14 protein-coding genes are annotated in these 18011 nt (G+C 37.1%); all 14 read right to left on the bottom strand.

What is annotated here, in order from left to right; all coding sequences use genetic code 11:
* Positions 1 to 611: 611 nt before the first annotated feature.
* The 14 genes from mfd to nuoH all read right to left on the bottom strand — a co-directional run bounded on the left by mfd (position 612) and on the right by nuoH (position 17999).
* Complete coding sequence (gene mfd / locus D1092_RS04065; protein ID WP_120122296.1) at positions 612 to 4112, bottom strand: transcription-repair coupling factor; 3501 nt, start codon at positions 4110 to 4112, stop codon at positions 612 to 614.
* Positions 4113 to 4117: 5 nt separating this feature from the next.
* Complete coding sequence (locus tag D1092_RS04060) at positions 4118 to 4405, bottom strand: FAD assembly factor SdhE (protein ID WP_120122295.1); 288 nt, start codon at positions 4403 to 4405, stop codon at positions 4118 to 4120.
* Between the two features lie 66 nt (positions 4406 to 4471).
* Positions 4472 to 5152, bottom strand: coding sequence for an ABC transporter ATP-binding protein (locus D1092_RS04055; protein WP_120122294.1), 681 nt, complete (start codon positions 5150 to 5152; stop codon positions 4472 to 4474).
* Positions 5152 to 6420: a lipoprotein-releasing ABC transporter permease subunit gene (locus tag D1092_RS04050; protein ID WP_120122293.1), complete on the bottom strand. Its 1269-nt coding sequence runs from the start codon at positions 6418 to 6420 to the stop codon at positions 5152 to 5154. Before D1092_RS04050 ends, D1092_RS04055 begins: the two co-directional genes overlap by 1 nt.
* Before the next feature lie 11 nt (positions 6421 to 6431).
* The gene (gene proS, locus D1092_RS04045; RefSeq protein WP_120122292.1) at positions 6432 to 7757 is read right to left on the bottom strand and encodes a proline--tRNA ligase; all 1326 of its coding nucleotides are present in this window, start codon (positions 7755 to 7757) and stop codon (positions 6432 to 6434) included.
* Between the two features lie 202 nt (positions 7758 to 7959).
* On the bottom strand, positions 7960 to 9636 hold the full coding sequence (locus D1092_RS04040; protein ID WP_120122291.1) for a ribonuclease J: 1677 nt from the start codon (positions 9634 to 9636) through the stop codon (positions 7960 to 7962).
* A gap of 53 nt (positions 9637 to 9689) precedes the next feature.
* The gene (locus tag D1092_RS04035) at positions 9690 to 10499 is read right to left on the bottom strand and encodes a biotin--[acetyl-CoA-carboxylase] ligase (RefSeq protein ID WP_174767359.1); all 810 of its coding nucleotides are present in this window, start codon (positions 10497 to 10499) and stop codon (positions 9690 to 9692) included.
* Positions 10499 to 11953, bottom strand: coding sequence for an NADH-quinone oxidoreductase subunit NuoN (gene nuoN / locus D1092_RS04030; RefSeq protein ID WP_120122290.1), 1455 nt, complete (start codon positions 11951 to 11953; stop codon positions 10499 to 10501). The genes D1092_RS04035 and nuoN overlap by 1 nt, the downstream gene beginning before the upstream one ends.
* A gap of 17 nt (positions 11954 to 11970) precedes the next feature.
* Positions 11971 to 13440 (bottom strand): NADH-quinone oxidoreductase subunit M, encoded by a 1470-nt coding sequence (locus D1092_RS04025; RefSeq protein ID WP_120122289.1) that lies wholly within the window; start codon positions 13438 to 13440, stop codon positions 11971 to 11973.
* Positions 13440 to 15404, bottom strand: coding sequence for an NADH-quinone oxidoreductase subunit L (nuoL, locus tag D1092_RS04020; protein ID WP_120122288.1), 1965 nt, complete (start codon positions 15402 to 15404; stop codon positions 13440 to 13442). Before nuoL ends, D1092_RS04025 begins: the two co-directional genes overlap by 1 nt.
* Before the next feature lie 6 nt (positions 15405 to 15410).
* Positions 15411 to 15719 carry an NADH-quinone oxidoreductase subunit NuoK gene (gene nuoK, locus D1092_RS04015; protein ID WP_120102367.1) on the bottom strand — a complete coding sequence of 103 codons (309 nt, stop codon included), beginning with the start codon at positions 15717 to 15719 and terminating at the stop codon, positions 15411 to 15413.
* A gap of 15 nt (positions 15720 to 15734) precedes the next feature.
* A complete protein-coding gene (locus tag D1092_RS04010; RefSeq protein ID WP_120122287.1) occupies positions 15735 to 16355 on the bottom strand; it encodes an NADH-quinone oxidoreductase subunit J in 621 nt (206 codons plus the stop codon).
* Between the two features lie 92 nt (positions 16356 to 16447).
* Positions 16448 to 16939, bottom strand: coding sequence for an NADH-quinone oxidoreductase subunit NuoI (gene nuoI, locus D1092_RS04005; RefSeq protein WP_120122286.1), 492 nt, complete (start codon positions 16937 to 16939; stop codon positions 16448 to 16450).
* Between the two features lie 13 nt (positions 16940 to 16952).
* On the bottom strand, positions 16953 to 17999 hold the full coding sequence (nuoH, locus tag D1092_RS04000; protein WP_120122285.1) for an NADH-quinone oxidoreductase subunit NuoH: 1047 nt from the start codon (positions 17997 to 17999) through the stop codon (positions 16953 to 16955).
* Positions 18000 to 18011 lie beyond the last annotated feature (12 nt).

Here is an 18011-nt window from a genome sequence, read left to right as displayed (position 1 = left end):
CTTTTATACAGCCATATAGCTTTTCCCTCTTTATCACACAGGGGGATGATGCAATTTATCCATAAAACACCTCTGTGCATTCGCGCTAAGATTACACAAACGAATCAATATTGCAATATCAATAAAAATAAACTCCTATAGACTTCTAAAAATTTTACAAATTTACACTTAAATAAACAACTCTTGAGCTATATTATAGAGTCTTAGCAACAAATATTACAATGCACGAAGCTTCAAAATATTGAATAAATTTTACTGTTTTTATTATCTGTTTTGTGATCCACGAAAACAAAGTTATTTATTATGGTATTATTGAAACATTTGATGGACTAAAGGTGCTAATTATCTGAAATTCCCGAATAACAGAAAGAAAGCTTTCTTCTAATGGACTGTTTTTTTGTCTTTTTTGACAAAATAATCGAATATATCTTTGTCATAAAGCTCTATTTAGTCTTCTCGCTAAAAAAGCAAAATCAAATGACTAAAATATATAAGAGGTTATCTTTATTATAAACTTAAATTTTATTCTTATATAAAATCAATAAGTGGTTATTATTTATAGAATAATTTTACAAGCATAAGGAATAGTTTTGAAAAGTAGAGCAACTGCTTTAAACAGAATGTTGTTCTGCCATTTCTACAAGCTGTGTCATAATCGTAGCAGCCCCAATAAGTCTTTCATCAACGGTAGACCAATTCCGAATAAGAGCAATAGTTTGATCTGGACGAATTTTTGCCATTGAACCTTGTTTTTCCACCCATTGAACAAGAGCAATACTATTGGCAAAATAGTTATTGCGAAACTGTATGACAATACCCTTTGGTCCAGCATCCAATTTTTCTACATGGGCTTTTCGACACAATATTTTGATATGAAAAACTTTAAGGATATGTTGAACTTCAAGGGGCAAAGGACCAAAACGATCGATTAACTCCGTTGCAAACTCATCAATCTGTTCTAAATTTTCGAGTTCTGTCAAGCGTCGGTAAAGCCCCATACGTAATGATAAATCAGGCACAAAGCTTTCTGGTATCATTATGGTCGTAGCGAGTGAGATTTGAGGTGACCATTGCTTATCCTCACTTAGCTCTCCATCTTTTAATTCAGCAACAGCTTCTTCAAGCATTTTTTGATAGAGTTCAAATCCAACTTCTTTGATATGTCCTGATTGTTCTTCACCTAAAAAGTTGCCTGAACCACGAATATCCATATCGTGACTTGCCAATTGAAAGCCAGCCCCTAATGTATCAAGAGATTGTAACACTTTAAGACGACGATCAGCTGCAGATGTTAAAATTTTACCAGAAGGAAATGTAAAAAGTGCATAAGCACGTTGTTTTGAGCGCCCTACCCTCCCTCGTAACTGATAAAGTGCAGAAAGACCAAACATTTCAGCACGATGCACAATTAATGTATTGGCTGTTGGAATATCAAGACCGGATTCAATAATGGTTGTCGATAGCAAAACATCATATTGTCCATCGTAAAATGCATTCATAATATCATCAAGTTGTCCAGCCGGCATTTGTCCATGTGCTATAACGAACTTGAGCTCTGGAACATGCATTTTAAGATATTCTTCTACAAAAGCCAGATCAGAAATACGAGGACAGACATAAAAACTTTGTCCACCACGGTAGTATTCTCGAAGTAATGTTTCCCGTATAACAAGGGCATCAAATGGAGTAATAAAAGTACGAACTGCCATTCTATCAATGGGTGGAGTGGTGATTAATGAAAGTTCACGGACCCCCGATAATGCCAATCCTAAAGTTCGTGGTATGGGGGTTGCTGAAAGTGTAAGAACATGAATATCACTTTTAAGCTGTTTTAAACGCTCTTTGTGTTTTACCCCAAAATGTTGCTCCTCATCAATGATAAGAAGACCTAACCGTAAAAAATCGACTGCACCACTTAATAATGCATGGGTTCCAATAGCAATATCAATCGTACCATCTGAAATCCCTTTTTTGGCTTGTGTGAGTTCTTTCCCTCTCACAAGCCTTGATACATGACCAATTTTAACAGGTAATCCTTGAAAACGCGAAATAAATGTCTTGTAATGTTGACGTGAAAGCAAAGTTGTCGGTACAACAACAGCGACCTGATATCCATTTAATGCTGCAACAAAAGCACTTCGAATAGCCACTTCTGTTTTTCCAAAGCCAACATCACCGCATATCAAGCGATCCATCGGCTTTCCTGAGGCTAAATCATCTAAAACGGCATCAATGGCGTTCATTTGATCTTCTGTCTCTTCATAGGGAAAACCAGCAACAAACTCATCAAATGGTCCAACTGGTGGAAGTAAAGCAGGTGCGGCACGTGTCGCACGCTCCGCAGCTATACTAATTAATTGCCCAGCCATTTCCAATAAATGTTTTTTAAGCCGAGCTTTACGTGCTTGCCAAGCAACACCCCCTAATTTATCTAAAGTTACCTCTGTTCCTTCTGAGCCATAACGTGAAAGAAGTTCAATATTTTCAACAGGTAAAAAGAGTAAATCACCTCCAGCATATTTAATTTCAAGGCAATCTCGTAAAATTCCAGTGGTTGTAATGGTTTTAAGACCAACAAATTGGCCAATACCATGATCGATATGCACAACAAGATCACCAGAATTTAAAGCAGAAAGTTCAGAAATAAAATTTGTATTATTTTTACGCCGCTTTGGCGATCTGATGAAGCGATCACCTAAGATATCTTGCTCTGCTATAATAGCTAAATCTTCAGCCTCAAAACCATGTTCTATCATGATAACAGCTGCTAATATGCGATCTCGTGGGGTTGCTTTGACTGTTTGCAAGGATTTTACAACTTCTATTTTTTTCAATCCATGCTCATCAAGAACTTGTATCAAACGATTGAGAGATCCTTCACTCCAACATGCTAAAAGCACTTTTTTACCAGCAGCGCGTAAAAAAGCGATATAATCAATAACACTTGAAAAAACATTTTTTTCCTGTGCATTACGCTCTTTTACAAAATCATATCCCTGTTTAACTTGTGCGTGAATAACTGTTTTTCCCAAACTTTGTGGAATATTAAAAGGCGAAAAATCAATACGCTGTGAAAATTGTTGCACACATTCAAAAACACGCTCTGGCGTTAAATGGAGAAGACTAGGATCTATCGGATGATAAGACGTCATATTTTCTTTATCATTTTCGCGTTCTTTACGTGCGTTATAATAGTCTTCAATAAGGCGATAGCGCTCAACAAAAACTTCTTCTATAAGATGTTCGAAAACAAGCGGTAAATTACCACAATGATCAAAAAAAGTATCAAGATTTTCATAAAAAAATGGAAGCCAATGTTCCATACCAGCAAAACGTCGACCTTGAGCAATTGCTTCATAAAGCATATTATTTTTTTGTGATACACCAAATGTACGGGTATAATTGCTTTTAAAACGGCTGATGCATTCATCTTTCAAAACAACCTCGCTCATTGCCTGTAATAAAAATTCAGTTTTTTGGCGTGTTGTTCTTTGACTTTCTGGATCAAATACACGAATGCTTTCTAGGGTATCTCCAAAGAAATCAAGACGTAAAGGCTGGGTATCCATAGGAGAAAAGATATCTAGTATTCCTCCTCTCACAGCAAATTCACCAACATCACGGACAACCGTAACGCGTTCAAAACCATTAGTTTCTAGGAATTGAATGAAATGCTCCATGTTATGGTGTTGGCCAACATGTGCGTGAATAAGCTGAGCTTCTATCATTTCACGAGGAGGCAACTTTTGCATAATGGCATTTGCTGTTGTTAATATAATGGCAGGATGTGGATTTTGACGTAAATTGGCCATGCGTGCTAATGCTGATAGTCGACGTGCCATAATAGCAATTCCTGGTGACACGCGATCATAAGGCAAACAATCCCATGCAGGAAATTGAAGGACAGGTAAATTGGGCTCAATAAAATTTAAAACTTGTTCTAAATGCGCAATTTTTGTTCCGTCTCGGACCACATAGATGAGTGGTTTATCTTGTGCAATTTCTAATCTTAATTTGGCAAGGGCAAAGGCTTCAAATCCATCAGTAATGCCATCAAAAATTATATGAGCAGGACTATTGGAAGGAATGATAATTTTCTTAAATATAGTCATTTAAATCAATAAGTTAAGTTAGTACGATAATTGATAATATCACGAAAAAGAGGACTATCAATTTCAGGGGGTGGGGAAGTTTCTCCTGTAACCCACGTGAGTAAGTCGCGATCATCAAAAGACATAATATACTCAAATTCAGAGAGCGTTTTATCATTCATTCCAGTGATATGAGCATTAACATAATGTCCAAAAATGAGATCCATTTCACGAATACCGCGATGCCATGCACGAAAAATCAATCGACGACGACGCATATCCAATTGATTTTTGTCAACGACAAAAGCTGTCATAAAAAGTCTCCTTGAATAAAGTAATATAAACCATTCAATTAGTCGTATAAAATTTATACCTTGCCTTTAAGGAAGTTCAATAATCTTCTGTTCTTTAAGTGTAATTCGACGATGCATTTGCTTTGCCAAAGCGTAATTATGTGTTGCAATAAGAGCAGAAAGACCAGACTGACGAACAAGAACAGATAAAGCTTGAAAAACATAAGCTGAAGTTACAGGATCAAGATTTCCAGTAGGTTCATCCGCCAAAAGAACCGAAGGGGCATTTGCTACGGCACGTGCAATAGCAACACGTTGTTGTTCTCCTCCCGATAACTCTGAGGGACGATGATTTGCTCGATGAGAAACACGCAAATACGTTAATAGTTTACGCGCACGATCTTCTGCAATGGACTTGTTTAATCCTGCTATCATTTGCGGTATCATAACATTTTCTAAAGCCGTAAATTCTGGAAGTAAATGATGAAATTGATAGACAAAACCAATATCATTCCGCCTGATAGCTGTTCGCTCACGATCAGAGCGTTTTGCACAAGAAACCCCCCGTAACATCACATCACCGGCTGTTGGTTTTTCTAATAACCCTGCAATATGAAGAAGTGTTGATTTCCCAGCACCAGATGGTGCGACAAGTGCAACAAGCTCTCCACGATTAAGAATAAAATTTGCTTTATCTAAAACAATGAGCGGCTTATGACTCTCAAAAAAGCGTCTTTCAATCTCTACAAGCTCTAAAATTGCTGTCATTATTCGTACCTCAAGGCTTGTACGGGATCCAGCTTAGCTGCACGCCATGCCGGAATAAGCGCAGCAAGAAATGATAAGAATAATGCCATAATAGCAACCAAAACAGTTTGTTTCCACTCAATTTGTGCAGGCAGTTTTGTTAAAAAATAAAGTTGAGGATTAAAAACATCGACATTAAATAACCAAGAGATAAAATCTTGAATATGATTAATATTCGCAGTCGCGATAACACCTAAAATTAAGCCTAATATCGTTCCAATAAAACCAATCATCATTCCTGTGATAATAAATATACGCAAAATCGCACTCTGTTGAGCACCCATTGTGCGTAGAATTGCGATATCATGACTTTTATCTTTTACAAGCATAATAAGGCCTGAAATAATATTTAAAGCAGCAACAAGAACAATCAGAGAAAGAATGAAAAACATGACATTCCGTTCAATCTGTAAAGCTGAAAAAAAAGCCTGATTACGAGCACGCCAATCAATTAAATAGACCTGTTGATCAACTACTTTTTCTATCATTGGTTTTATTTGATCAACGGAATCAGGATCGTCTAGAAATAATTCTAAAGACTGAACTTTATCGCCTAAATTAAAAAACATTTGTGCTTCATGAAGAGGCATAAAAACGAATATTGAATCATATTCAGACATACCAACTTCAAAAATAGCAACGACTTTATAAGCTTTTACACGTGGTGTAACGCCAAAAGGAGTTTCATCACCATCAGGGGTAATAATACGAAGATCCCTCCCAACTGTAAGCCCCAATTTTTCTGCTAAGCCACTGCCAATTGCAACACCTTCTTCTTGATCAAACCGAGAAATCGAACCTAATTTAATGTTTTGAGAGACTGTTTTAAGTTTTTCTAGATCTTGTTTGCGCATACCACGAACTAAAGCACCAGAGCCACCTTGAGCTTCACCTTGAACAAGTGCTTGACCTTCAATAACAGGCAAGGCAAATTTCACACCGTTTTTAGATTCTAAAGAAGAAATAAGAGTCTTATAATCAGAAAAACCAGCATCAATTGTTTGAACAATAAGATGCCCATTCATACCAAGAATACGGTTAAGAAGTTCTGTACGAAAGCCATTCATCACCGCCATAACAACAACCAGAGCAAAGACTCCCAACATAATCCCAATAAGAGAAATAATTGAAATAACCGATGCGACGACATGTTTTTTATTGGGAATCATATAACGAAAAGCAATCATCCACTCATAAGATGAAAACCATTTATTTTTCAGCCTCTTCATAACATTTCCTATTAAATTATAGAAAGCTGGCTGAGCACATTTTCAACCGTTAGAGATTTTTTTATACCTGTTTTTCGATCTTTAATTTCAACTTCATTTTGTGCAATGCTGTTAGGGCCAACAATGATTTGCGTTGGCAAGCCAATCAAATCCATTGTTGCAAATTTTGATCCAGGACGTTCATTTCTATCATCTAATAATGGATCAAAACCAACATCCTTTAATCCCTGATAGAGAAACTCACACGCTTTTGTACATTTTTCATCATCGGGTTTCATATTGATAATTCCAAAATCAAACGGTGCCATCGACTTTGGCCAAATAATTCCCTTCTCATCGTGAGAAGCTTCAATAGCGGCCGCAACAAGACGTGAAGGTCCAATCCCATAAGATCCCATAGAGACCACATGCTCTTTTCCATCTTGTCCCATAACTTTTGCTCCCATTGGAACAGAATATTTCGTCCCAAAGTGGAAAATATGCCCAACTTCAATACCGCGCGCTGAAAGACGATTTTCCTTAGAAACTTTAGTCCACTCTTCTTCATTATGCATTTCTTCTGTCGCTGCATAAAAAGATGTCCACTCTTTAACGGTATCATCTAAAACAGCTTTATCATTAAAGTCGATTGAACTGTGGGGAACGTTCAGTTCAAGAAATTGTTTATCACAGAAGATAGCGCTCTCTCCCGTTTCAGCCAAAATGATAAATTCATGACTAAGTTCTCCCCCTATTGGGCCTGTATCTGCGCGCATGGGAATTGCTTTTAAGCCAAGACGAGAAAAAGTACGTAAATAAGCTACAAACATACGGTTGTAAGATGTTTTAGAGCCTTCATAATCAAGATCAAAAGAATAAGCATCTTTCATTAAAAATTCTCGTGCCCGCATCACGCCAAAACGTGGACGAATTTCATCACGAAATTTCCATTGAATATGGTACAAATTAAGCGGAAGATCTTTATAAGAACGAACATAGGAACGAAAAATGTCTGTTACCATCTCTTCGTTTGTTGGACCATAGAGTAAATCGCGCTTTTGACGATCTTTAATGCGCAGCATTTCCAGACCATAATCATCATAACGGCCACTTTCACGCCAAAGATCAGCAGATTGAATGGTAGGCATCAATATTTCTATTGCACCAGCTCGTTCTTGCTCTTCACGAATAATTTTACAAACTTTATCAAGCACTTTTTTCCCCAAAGGAAGCCAAGAATAAATCCCGGATGTTTGTTGTCGAATCATCCCAGCACGCAACATAAAACGATGAGAAACAATTTCTGCTTCTTTAGGATTCTCTTTTAAAAGTGGAAGGAAATATTGAGAAAGACGCATTGAAATAATTAACTCCTACTCAAATCTATCATATTGGAACAATTTAACATACCCTCTCTATTCATCTATAGCCGCATTCTGAATACTTGCAAATATAACGATCTTATTGTTTAAAAATTTATTGTGCTTTATTCTCTATTTTTCTTATTGAGCAATAAAATAAGAATGCTCTTCTTTTCTAATAACGTAATATGGAAATACTTTATTTTGACCGATGTAAAAAAACTGTACAGAGAGGTTTTTTTTGCCAAATTTCATAAACAGCCGCTCTCATTGCACGTCGTGTTGCCTCTCGAATAACTTCATTATTTTTTCGCTTCATGCGTGGAATGTTATAAATTGTATTTTCCACAACCTCTAAAAGAATATCTTTTAATTTTTCTCCCTCTCCATTACTCTCAGGGAGTCCAAATATACTTAAATCGACATCACTCAACAATTCATGCTTGCTATTCATATGGAGAGAAACAGCAACATGACCAGCGTAACTTAATTTTCTACGCTCACGAATTCCTAGCTCATACTCATCTCCAAGAAGACAGCCATCCTTATAAATACGACCAACAGGCACTTGATCAATAACTTCTACAGGTGTTGGTGCAAGACGCAGCATATGACCATTTCTAATATCCCTAACAATTTTAATCCCCGCTTGACGCGCTAAAGCGGCTTGAGCAGTAAGATGCATTGCCTCACCATGCACAGGCACAAGGATTTGTGGTTTTATCCAATCATACATCTGTAAAAGTTCTGAACGACGGGGATGACCTGAAACATGAACAAGTGCATCTTCATTTGTAATAACTTTAATCCCCAAATCGATGAAGCGATTTTGTATATCAAGAATTGCTTTTTCGTTTCCTGGAATACTTCGTGATGAATAAATAACAGTATCTCCAGTGGAAAGCGCAATATTCCTCATTCCCTCACGTGACAGCTTAGCCAAAGCTGCACATGGTTCACCTTGGCTCCCTGTGACAATTAAAACAAGTTCTTTTCGTGGGATGTAACCATAATCATCTTCCGTTACAAATGGAGCTAACCCATCCATATAACCAAGCTCTTGTGCAACCATAATACTTCGCTTAAGGGAACGCCCAATAACAAGAACCTTACGTCCAACAGCTTGAGCAGCTAGAGAGATAGAACGTATCCGACCAATATTAGAAGCAAAAGTTGCTATTGCAACACGTCCTTCAGCTTTCGAAATAATCTCAGAAAGACTGGTTTGGACCTGCTGCTCTGATGGAGATATACCATCCCGACATGCGTTTGTAGAATCACAAAGCAATGCTAAAACACCTTTATTGCCTAAATTTCGAAATCTTTTTTCATCCGTTACAGCTCCAAGTGAAGGGGTATGATCAATTTTCCAGTCACCCGTATGGATTACAGTTCCCAAAGACGTTGTAATGGCTAAAGATACAGACTCTGGTATTGAATGGTTAACAGCTACAGATTCTATGGCAAAGGGACCAACATGAAAACAATCCCCTGCTTGAAAAATATTAAGTGACATTTTATGAGATTCAAAATCTGATTGCTTTTTACTCTCCAATAATCCTGCTGTGAAAGCTGTACAATAAACTGGAACTTGTAACTTTGGCCATAAATCAAGAACAGCCCCATAATGATCTTCATGGGCATGTGTTAAAATAAGACCACGTATATTATGTTTTTCACTTTCTAGAAAACGAATATCAGGGAGAATAAGATCGACTCCCGGTAATTCAGAACCAGCAAAACTAACGCCCATATCAACAAGTAACCATTCACGAAGGTTTTGGGAACCAAATCCATAAGCAGCCAAATTCATCCCTATTTCACCTACACCTCCCAGAGGTAAAAAAACAAATTCATTCTTATTGGTTGCAACCATAAACATCTCCTAAATCATTAAGATAATCTGATGGTAAAATAAAATTTTATAAATTAATAACGATTTTCATGAACAGAAGCTGCCGAACCAAAATGAACATCTCCAGCCGTTATAATGCTTGTCTCACCATTTTTTTGTTTTATGATGCAATTAAAATCACGATCAAGCCCCTCAAAAATACCCTCAATAGTTTTTTCATCATTCGTTATTTTGATGTATTGCCCAAGGTGAGCAGAATATAAAAGCCATTTTTCGCGGATTATATCACATCCTCCAAGCTGCTTCCAAAGCAGATAATTTTTAGCAAAATACTCCGTCAAAACTGTAAATAATTGTGCTGGTTCAATATGTAAACCAATATTCTTTAAGCTTGAAGTGAGGTAGGGAGCATCTTCATAATGATGTTTCACATTTATTCCAATACCAATAACCAATACATCTTGTTGTGATGGTAATTTTAAAATTTCGAGCAAAATTCCAGAGCTTTTAGCACCTCTGAGCAAAATATCGTTTGGCCATTTTAAGCTTACAATATTGTTTGTTTTCTTTTCATCTTTTATAAATTGTTTTATTGCCTCTGCCACACTGACTCCAGCAACAAAACCAAGCTGAGCAGCAGTTTGATGAACAATATCATCCATTAACAAAAGACTAGAATAAAGGTTCCCTTTTGGACTATTCCATGCCCTCCCTCTCCTTGCCCTTCCCTGTAATTGTTCTTGCGCAACAATCCAAAGATAACCTTGATGACCTGCTTGCGCTTTTCGTTGTGCAATGAGATTTGTGGAATCAACACTTTCGTACGATTCAACAGTGTATCCTTGTTTCTTTGCAAAATCTGATAAAATATAAACCATATTCATTAAAATAATGCAGCTGCTGCTTTTTCTGCTAATTCGGCAAACCAAATTCCAAAAAAGGTGTAAAATAAAATAAATAATGCGGAAAGGCCAAGACAAAACTGAAGTTCTTTTGATAAAATAGTGAAATGCGCTTTTACGTCATCAAACCACATAATTTTAATAACCCGTAAATAGTAAAAAGCGCCAACAACGGAAGCTATCATACCGATAATAGCAAGTGGTGTTAGACCAGCATGAACAGCAGCAGAAAATGTATACCACTTCCCAAAAAAACCAGCCATAGGAGGTATACTGGCTAGAGAAAAAAGCTGTATTGTCATGACAATCGCCATAAACGGATTTGTCTTTGCTAATCCTGAAAGATCATAAATATTTTCAACATTACCACTCTGAGATCGCATTCCAAGAATAAAAGCAAATGAGCCAAGAGTAACACCAAGATAAATGGTCATATAAAGAATAACACTTTTTACCCCAAGCATATCTCCAGCCGATAAACCAACAAGTGCATAGCCCATATGGCTGATCGATGAATAAGCCATTAAGCGCTTAATATTATTTTGACCAATTGCAGCAAAAGCACCAAGGATCATTGATGCAAGTGCCATGAAAACCAAAATTTGTTGCCATGCAGGCATCGCGCTATCAACATGCCCTAGAGGAATAAAGGTCATCACAATAATACGGATGATTAAAGCCATCGCAGCAACTTTAGGCGCCCCAGCAAAAAATGCTGTAATCGGTGTTGGAGCACCTTCGTAAACATCAGGTGTCCACATATGAAATGGAACAGCAGAAATTTTGAAAGCCAAACCAGCTAAAATAAATACAATTCCAAAAATAACGCCCAATTGTAAATTTTCACCTTTTAAAGCAAGAGCAATTTCGTGAAAACCAATTTGACCAGAAAAACCATAAAGCAAAGAAATGCCATAAAGCAGCATTCCTGAAGATAATGCTCCTAAAACAAAATATTTTATACCGGCTTCAGAAGATTTTACATTATTACGATTAATCGCTGCTAAAACATATAAAGCTAAGGACTGTAGTTCTAATCCCATATAAAGTGACAGCATATTCCCCGCTGAAATCATCAGCATCATGCCAAGGGTTGCGAAAAGAACAAGCACTGGAAATTCAAATATATTGAACTTTTGCGCATTAGCAAAACCAACAGACATAATAAGAGCAAAAAGTGCACCAATAAGCGTTAAAATTTTCATATAACGACCAAAAGAGTCAATAATAAGCGCATTGGTTTGAAATAAGCCAGTTTTTGGAAAAACGATAAGAATAATAATGGTTGCCACAAGAAGAGCCATCGCTAAACCTGTCACCGTTAAAGAAGCACGTGCATTGGAATAAACACCAACCAAAAGCAACACTACTCCCCCTAATGCAATTAAAATCTCTGGAAGAATTAATACTAATTGTGTTAATATTTCACTTTGCATGAGAATTCTTCCCTTATCTAGTGTAATTTATTGATGAGGGCTTCTACGGAAAACGCCATTACTTTAAGAAGTGGCGTTGGATAGATACCAAAAAATATTGTAAGAATAACCATTGGATAAAGAATAAATTTTTCCCTTGAAGAAAGATCTATCAGTACTTTTAAATTCTCTTTATCCAAGGAGCCAAAAACCACGCGCCGATAAAGATAAAGGGCATAAGCTGCTGATAAGATAACGCCTGTTGTCGCTAAAATAACAACCAATTTATTCACTTGAAAAACACCTATTAAGGTTAAAAACTCACCTAAAAATCCTGAAGTTCCTGGGAGTCCGACATTTGCCATCGTGAAGATTAAGAAAACAACAGCATATTTGGGCATATTATTCACTAAACCACCAAATGCTGAAATTTCACGCGTATGCAAGCGATCATAGATCACCCCAACACAAAGGAATAAAGCTGCGGAAACAATTCCGTGCGATAGCATCTGATAAATAGCTCCTTGTATTGCCTGTTCATTCGCAGCAAAAATACCCATTGTTACATATCCCATATGCGCTATTGAGGAATATGCAATAAGTTTTTTGATGTCACTTTGAACAAGTGCAACCAATGAGGTATAAATAATTGCAATAAGCGATAATGTGAAAACAAAAGGTGCAAAATCTGCTGAAGCAATAGGAAACATAGGTAAAGAAAAACGAAGAAAACCATACCCACCTAATTTGAGTAAGACACCAGCTAAAATAACAGAACCTGCTGTTGGTGCTTCCACGTGAGCATCAGGGAGCCAAGTGTGAACTGGCCACATCGGCATTTTAACGGCAAAAGAAGCAAAAAATGCAAGCCATAACCATATTTGCATATGGGCAGGAAACTGATAATTGAGTAAAGTTGGTATATCAAGTGTTCCTGCCTGCCAATACATAGCCATAAGCGCAACCAGCATAAGTACTGAACCAAGTAAAGTATATAAGAAAAACTTGATACTTGCATAAACACGACGTGCGCCACCCCACACCCCTATAATGATAAACATTGGAATGAGACTGCCTTCAAAAAAAACATAAAATAATATTGCGTCAAGAGCACAAAAGACTCCAATAATGGCAACTTCAAGAAGGAGAAAAGCAATCATATAAGCTTTTAATCTCTCTTTAACATTCTCCCAACTTGCTAAAATACAAAAAGGCAAAAGAAAAGCTGAAAGAACAACAAAAAGAATAGAAATACCATCAACTCCCATATGATAGCTAATGCCATTCCCTAGCCAACTGAATTTTTCAACCATTTGAAAATTCGGGTTGCTAGAATCAAATCCTATCCAAATAATTAAAGAAATAATAAAAACAAATATCGTCGTAAAAAATGCGACATTGCGTATATTATGGCGCGCAGATTCACTATCATCTTTGATAAACAAAATAAGCAGTACACCCACAAGTGGCAAAAATGTAACCGTAGAAAGAATAGGCCAATCGGTCATTAGTTTACGCCCCCGATCATCATCCATGTAATCAGCAATGCAACACCTATAAGCATCGCAAATGCATAGTGGTAAAGATAGCCTGTTTGCATCCGAACAACTCTATTTGTAATATCAACAACACGCGCTGCGATACCATTAGGACCTAGACCATCAATAATTTTACCATCTCCCACTTTCCAAAGAAAAGAACCAATCTTAAAGATCGGACGAACAAACAAAAAGTTATATAATTGATCGAAATACCATTTTTGGTAAAGAAATTGATATACTCCTGGCATAATACGAGCCATTTTCTTAGGAAGAGATGGAAAAGAAATATAGAACAAATAGGCGAATATAAATCCAAGAACCATTGCTATAAATGGCGACCATTTTACCCAATTAAAAACATGATGGGCATCATGAAGAATATGATTGTGGCTGCTTGTAAACAATGCTCCCTTCCAAAAAGCATCATATAAGTCACCAAAGAAATAAGGTTGAAAAACAACACCAGCAAATATTGCTCCAATAGATAAAATAAACAGTGGAATCAACATCACTGAAGGAGATTCATGAACATGATGCATAACATCAACTGTAGCTCGTGGTTTACCGTGAAATGTCATAAAGATAAGCCGCCATGAATAAAAACTTGTTAAAAACGCTGCAAAAACAAGAAGATAGAAAGCGTATCCTGAAGCAATATTATGCGATGCAAAAGCAGACTCTATAATCGCATCTTTTGAAAAAAAGCCAGCTGTCCCCAAAAGTGTTCCTGGAATTCCAACACCGGTTAATGCAATGGTTCCAACCATCATCATCCAATAAGTGACCTTTATATGCTTGCGTAAGCCACCCATTTTTCGCATATCTTGTTCATCAGATACAGCATGAATGACAGAACCCGCACCAAGAAATAATAAGGCTTTAAAAAAAGCATGTGTAAAAAGATGAAAAACAGCTGCTCCATAAGCTCCTACACCTAATGCAACAAACATATACCCGAGTTGAGAACATGTAGAATAAGCAATAACACGTTTAATATCATTCTGCACCAACCCCACCGTTGCTGCAAAAAACGCAGTTGTGGCTCCAATAATAATAATCACTGTCAAAGCAATAGAAGACAGTTCAAAAATTGGCGACATACGTGCAACCATAAAAACACCAGCCGTTACCATTGTCGCGGCATGAATAAGCGCTGAGACAGGCGTTGGCCCCTCCATGGCATCGGGGAGCCATGTATGTAAAAGAAATTGTGCTGATTTTCCCATTGCACCAATAAATAACAAAAGACATGTAATAGTAATCGCCGTTTGTCCATCAAACTGCCAACCTAAAAACGTCATATTTTGTACAAAGCTATTGTCTGCAGCCTTTGCAAAAATAGAATTAAAATCAACCGACTGAAATAAAACAAAAATACTAAATATTCCTAAGAGAAAACCAAAGTCTCCAACACGATTAACCACAAAAGCTTTCATTGCAGCTTTATTCGCAGAATCTCTCTGAAACCAAAAACCAATGAGCAAATAAGAAGCAAGCCCCACACCTTCCCAGCCAAAAAACATCTGCAGTAAGTTATTAGATGTCACCAACATCAGCATCATAAATGTAAAGAGAGAAAGATAAGAAAAAAAACGAGACCTTGAAGGGTCATGATGCATATAACCAATGGAATAAATATGCACTAATGCCGAAACACTGTTCACAACTATAAGCATAACAGCCGTTAATGTATCAATATGGAGAGCCCAATCAAAATTTAAACCACCAATGTCAAGCCAATGCAATACCAAGACATCAACCACTGGAGTATGACCAAGTGCAAGATTGAAAAATGCTATCCACGATAATATGGCAACAATCACCATAAAGCTACATGTTATCAACTCGCTTGCACGATCCCCTATGGTTTTTCCACCTAATGCTGCAATTAAAAAACCCAAAAGCGGAAGAAAGACAATCGTATAATACATCACGGGTTAGCCTTTCATTACGTTAACATCTTCAACCGCAATGGAACCACGATTACGGAAAAAAACGACAAGAATTGCTAAACCAATGGCAGCTTCTGCAGCTGCGACGGTTAAGACAAATAAAGCAAATATCTGACCAACGAGATCATGAAGGAATGCTGAAAATGCAACAAAATTTATATTAACGGAGAGTAATATAAGCTCAATAGACATCAAAATAATAATCACATTTTTTCTGTTGAGAAAAATTCCAGCAATACCAATTGTAAACATCAAAGCAGAAACAGTGAGATAATGCGCAATATCAATATACATAACCATAGCCCCCCCTTAAATACCTTTACCTGATTCAACTTGCTTGATTTCAATAGCACTTTCTACCGTTCTAGAAACTTGCTCTGCAATGGATTGTCGTTTAACTCCCGATTTATGGCGAAGTGTTAAAACGATAGCACCAATCATTGCAACTAATAAAATTACTCCAGCAATTTGAAAATAGAAAACATAATCCGTATAGAGAACATCTCCTAATGCTTGTGTATTTGTTCGCTGCCCTAAGTCTGGCATTGGCTGTGTAACATGCGTTTTAAGAACTGGAGAAAAATGGCTACTCACAAAAACAACAATCAATTCTACAGCGATAATAACGCCAATAAGAGCTCCAATAGGCGCATATCGAAGAGCGCCACTCTTTAACTCAGCAAAATCAACATCCAGCATCATAACGACAAATAAAAATAAAACAGCGACAGCTCCAACATAAACAACAAGCAGAATCAATCCCAAAAACTCTGCCCCTGCAAGCAAAAACAAAGCTGCAGCATTAAAAAATGCCAATATTAAAAATAAAACAGAATGTACAGGGTTGCGTGCTGTAATAACAATCACTGCACTTGTTAGCATAATAAAAGCAAACAAATAGAAAAATGCCGCCGCTAGATCTGTTAGCATAGGCTTCTCCTTAATTATTCAAACAATTGGTACAAACTTCATACCAGATTACAATTTACCGGAAAAATTATCCGATACCTCAAATGATACACTTAACGATAAGGTGCATCTATCAATATATTGCGAGCAATTTCTCGCTCCCAGCGATCTCCATTACTTAAAAGCTTTTCTTTATCATAATACAGTTCTTCTCGCGTTTCTGTGGCAAATTCAAAATTTGGCCCTTCTACAATAGCTTCAACTGGACAAGCCTCTTGACAAAAACCACAGTAAATACACTTAACCATATCTATATCATAACGGACAGTCCTGCGTGTACCATCATTACGCCTCGGTCCTGCTTCAATGGTAATTGCTTGTGCAGGACAAATTGCTTCACATAATTTACAAGCAATACAGCGCTCTTCACCATTTGGGTAACGACGAAGCGCATGTTCTCCACGGAAACGCTCAGAAACAAAACCCTTTTCATAAGGATAATTAATCGTAGGCTTTGGTGCAAAAAATTGACGCATGGCTAAGAAAAAAGCACTCATAAACTCTAAGAGAAGAAGTGACTTTGCTGCCTGAAAAAAAATTGACATCGTAAAACTCCTCTTAAGAAAAACCACTATACTGTAAAAAAGCAGCAGTTATGACAACCATTGCTAGTGAGAGAGGAAGAAAAACCTTCCAACCAAGCCGCATGAGTTGATCATAACGATAACGTGGAACAAAAGCTTTGACCATAGCAAACCAAAAAAATACAAAACAGACTTTTAAAACAAACCAAATAATACCGGGAACCCAATTAAGCCACCAAACATCTAAAGGAGGGAGCCAACCGCCTAAAAATAAAATGGTTGTTAATGCGCACATTAAAACAATAGCAACATATTCACCAAGAAAGAAGAGCATATATGGCGTTGAAGAATATTCTACCATATGACCAGCAACAAGCTCAGATTCTGCTTCCACTAAATCGAATGGAGGACGGTTTGTTTCTGCGAGTGCAGAAATAAAAAAGATAATAAACATCGGAAAAAGAATGAGCCAATTCCAATCGAGAAAACTGTTAAAAGGAAGACCTAGAGTTGTACCAAGGCCATTTGCTTGTTTAAGAACAATTGTTGTAAGATCCAACGAACCACTTATTAAAATGACTGTTACAAGTACAAAACCAATGGAAACTTCATAAGAAACCATCTGCGCTGCTGAACGAAGCGCTCCTAAGAAGGGATATTTTGAGTTGGAAGCCCAACCTCCCATAATAACGCCATACACTTCAAGAGATGAAATGGCTAAGATATAAAGCAATCCAACATTAATTTTTGCAACTTCCCAACCCTCATTAACTGGAATAACAGCCCACGTTGATAAAGCAAGTGTTGCAGAAACAAACGGTGCTAAAAGAAAAACGCCCTTATTCGCACCAGCAGGGATAATAGGCTCTTTCACAACAAATTTAATTAAATCTGCAAAAGACTGCAATAATCCCCACGGACCAACAACGTTTGGACCACGCCGCAATTGCACAGCCGCCCAAATCTTTCTATCTGCATAGAGGAGATAAGCAACTAAAATCAACAGAACGACCAAAAGAAGAAGTGTTTTTCCAACAACAATAAGTAATGGCAACAGCCAAGTCATAAAGAAGTCATACATCATTATTCCTTT

The organism is Bartonella krasnovii, from assembly GCF_003606345.3.
GTDB classification, from domain to species: Bacteria; Pseudomonadota; Alphaproteobacteria; order Rhizobiales; family Rhizobiaceae; genus Bartonella; species Bartonella krasnovii.
This window is presented reverse-complemented; position numbering and strand designations above follow the sequence as displayed.